The organism is Paenibacillus sp. P4_A7 (assembly GCF_056402455.1).
Genome location: NZ_JBFUHJ010000611.1, coordinates 1 through 2,662 on the forward strand (window position 1 = coordinate 1; position 2,662 = coordinate 2,662).

General features: G+C 45.9%; 4 protein-coding genes and 1 pseudogene. 4 read left to right on the forward strand and 1 reads right to left on the reverse strand.

From position 1 onward, the window contains the following. Positions 1-346: 346 nt before the first annotated feature. The 3 genes from AC1DWN_RS31830 to AC1DWN_RS31840 all read left to right on the forward strand — a co-directional run bounded on the left by AC1DWN_RS31830 (position 347) and on the right by AC1DWN_RS31840 (position 1,902). Positions 347-853: a hypothetical protein gene (locus AC1DWN_RS31830; RefSeq protein WP_477562855.1), complete on the forward strand. Its 507-nt coding sequence runs from the start codon at positions 347-349 to the stop codon at positions 851-853. 83 nt (positions 854-936) lie between these two features. Continuing rightward, positions 937-1,590, forward strand: a complete 654-nt coding sequence (locus AC1DWN_RS31835) for a hypothetical protein (RefSeq protein ID WP_477562856.1) — start codon at positions 937-939, stop codon at positions 1,588-1,590. Positions 1,591-1,650: 60 nt separating this feature from the next. After that, entirely contained in the window at positions 1,651-1,902 is a 252-nt protein-coding gene (locus tag AC1DWN_RS31840) for a hypothetical protein (protein WP_477562857.1), read from the forward strand. Here AC1DWN_RS31840 and AC1DWN_RS31845 read toward each other — a convergent pair. Continuing rightward, complete coding sequence (locus AC1DWN_RS31845; protein WP_477562858.1) at positions 1,870-2,259, reverse strand: hypothetical protein; 390 nt, start codon at positions 2,257-2,259, stop codon at positions 1,870-1,872. The genes AC1DWN_RS31840 and AC1DWN_RS31845 overlap by 33 nt on opposite strands. 154 nt (positions 2,260-2,413) lie before the next feature. Between AC1DWN_RS31845 and AC1DWN_RS31850 the strand changes: the two are divergent. Then, positions 2,414-2,524, forward strand: a pseudogene (locus AC1DWN_RS31850) (DJ-1/PfpI family protein); the annotation flags it as partial. Positions 2,525-2,662 lie beyond the last annotated feature (138 nt).

Consider the following 2,662-nt stretch of genomic DNA (forward strand, 5'->3'; position numbering starts at 1 on the left):
GTCCCTTACCTGGCCGAGATTGCCCGTCGATCGCAGAGTCTGGGTCCCTTACCTGGCTGAGATTGCCCGTCGATCGCAGAGTCTGGAGGTCAAGCTGGATATTTTCGTGTCTTGTGGCCTGTTCGAAGCCAATCAAGGAGCATTTTATGTTCTGTCTCTATGTACTGGAATCCTTTGATTCAGTGGGGCAATATGCCAGTTATCTGAAAAATAATGAGATGTGGTATTTTTGGTGGTTGATTCAATAGGGTACGAGCGGGAGGGAATAGGTGTGACAGAGCCATCACTACAAACTTTACGAGTATTAGATGAGGGTTTGATCACGGGAATGGAGGAGTTATAAACAGTGTTTCAAATTCGCAGCGTACAAGAAATTCTGGCACCCTTTGCCAATATGCAGGTATCGTTGTCTCGCCATATGCGCAATAAACTGTCCACAGTGCCGCTGGATATTATCCGGCTTGTGGATGTGCTGCAGATGCTGGCAGGTCAAGAGCTTGCTGCTGAAATGGTGTTTGAGGATGATAAAGGCGACAATCTGTATTGCGAAGATGAGCATTTGAAAAACAACTATGTACAGATTGCCGCTAACGGACAAGGTGATGCGTGGCTGATGAACAGAATGGATGGGAACCTTTCTTTTTTTGACCATAGCCTGACTCAGCCGAAAGTGACAGCGCTATTCATCGATTTTTGGCAGTTTTTGCAGTTAGCTGACTTGATTCATCAATACGAAGAGTGGATCGATCAGGTAAAAGATTTTGAAGAAAGCGACTTGCCCGGACAGTTGGGATCATGTCTCAGGATGTTGCATCCGGATTTGCCTGAGCATTATCCTTTCACTTTTGTTTGATAACGATCAGCGTTTGGGAGAGCGGTTTATGAATATAGATCATGAACGCCGATATTGGGCGCTTACAAGGAGAAGTGGAGCCAATGACCGATTTTGCAGCGATCCGCAACTTGTTTCACATCACGGAATCCTGTGGTTTCGACGTGAAGGAATTGCAATCGTGGATCAGTCGATATGGGAGTATACCCGAAGTGTTGAAGGATTATTATCTGGAATTGGGCGCACATCCGCAATTGAATGGTTCCCAGGATTTCTTGATTAAGCCGAAAGATTTTCATCAATATGAGAATGACGACTACTTGATTTTCTATTTGGAAAATCAGGGTGCTTGCGTTTGGGGCATACGCCGGAAGGACTTGGCAGCGTCTAATCCCCCTGTGTATGAGAACTACGGGAAGGAGGAGTGGTATCAGACAAGCGAGTCTCTTACAGAGTTCCTACATGCCATGGCCTATTTTCAAGCAGTGATTTCGATGGAGTTTTGCAATGAGGAATACTGGCAAATCGATGAACAGGTTGTAGAAGGGATTAAGATGATGTTTTCATCCAAGCAAGCGGATTCGGGCTTGTATACGGGCGTGCAGTTTTATGGTCAAGCGGGCGAGGTGATTGTGGTCATGAACAACCGTGACGGATATCTGCTGATGTTCTCAGCAGAAGATGAACAGCGATTTGACGCGTTGCATGCGACCTTGCTGCGGTTGGTTGATGGTGGAGGAAGAGGGGAAGCAGGATGAAGGAATTGCATCATGCCATGGAGAGATTTTTGGTGAAGCATGAGCAATATCAGGAGAAATTTGGCAAAGTTCTATCAAAGTTATGAACTCATCGATGAGGCGGCAGCCCATAGCCGAAAACTGAAAAGTACGGCGATCGTCCTGCTTTACGGTTTCTTTGTCGTTCGCCATGCCAAAATAAAATCCTTGCAAGGACGGATTTTGCAGGACGGGAATAAAACGATCCGCTGGGATGGTTTTTGTACTGAAGCCTCGAAATTAGGCGAGGGATGGAGCAGACTACAGTGCAGCATAGTCGACCAAGTTTTTTAAATCGTTCAGTATAATGATGTGCAAATGAGCGGATTGTGAGAAGTACGGCATGGCTTTCACATGCTTATGCTGATGCAGATAGAGCCATTCCAACTGGGGTTGCTTGGCTCCAAAGCCGATGTCGCACAAGTGGCTGATTTGCCAAAGCTCTAGTATCCACAGGTTGTTATGATCGTGCAGGGCGGAGAAATCCTTGCTGACTCCCATCTGGATAGACAGTCCGTGAAAGTTGGGCATTTCTTGAAAAAAGCGGTAATCCTCCTCATTGATTCCACGTAGAATTAGCGAGCGAATACCGGGCAAGCTAGCTACCTCATGAATCTCCTTCTTGCGTCCTTTGATAAGCAGCATGGACAACGCAGGAAAGCGCAACAACTGTCCGTAGGTGAAATTTATTTTACTTTGGGGGAGTACTCGGGATAGAGACGATTCCGCTTGAACCGTTGAACGCTCTCACAATCCCCTATACGGAAATCGAAACATTCGACTTTACGATGTTATACCCAGTGCGAAAGAAATCGGGGCTTTAATGCATGCGGGCTGGGTACTCATATCCGCTAAAATCCTACAGGGCGTTCGCGTTACTTCTACGCCAGGCATTCGCGACGACATGGAAAATGCCAGATTGCTGTTGTGTTTTAATTTTGGTGGTTTAATTTTATTAGCTGTGGTCGGTTTCGGGTTTGTCGTCTATGCTTCATTTATATTTTCAGATATTTATATGAGGTGGAAAAATGTCGGTCACTGGTTGGGTTATTAA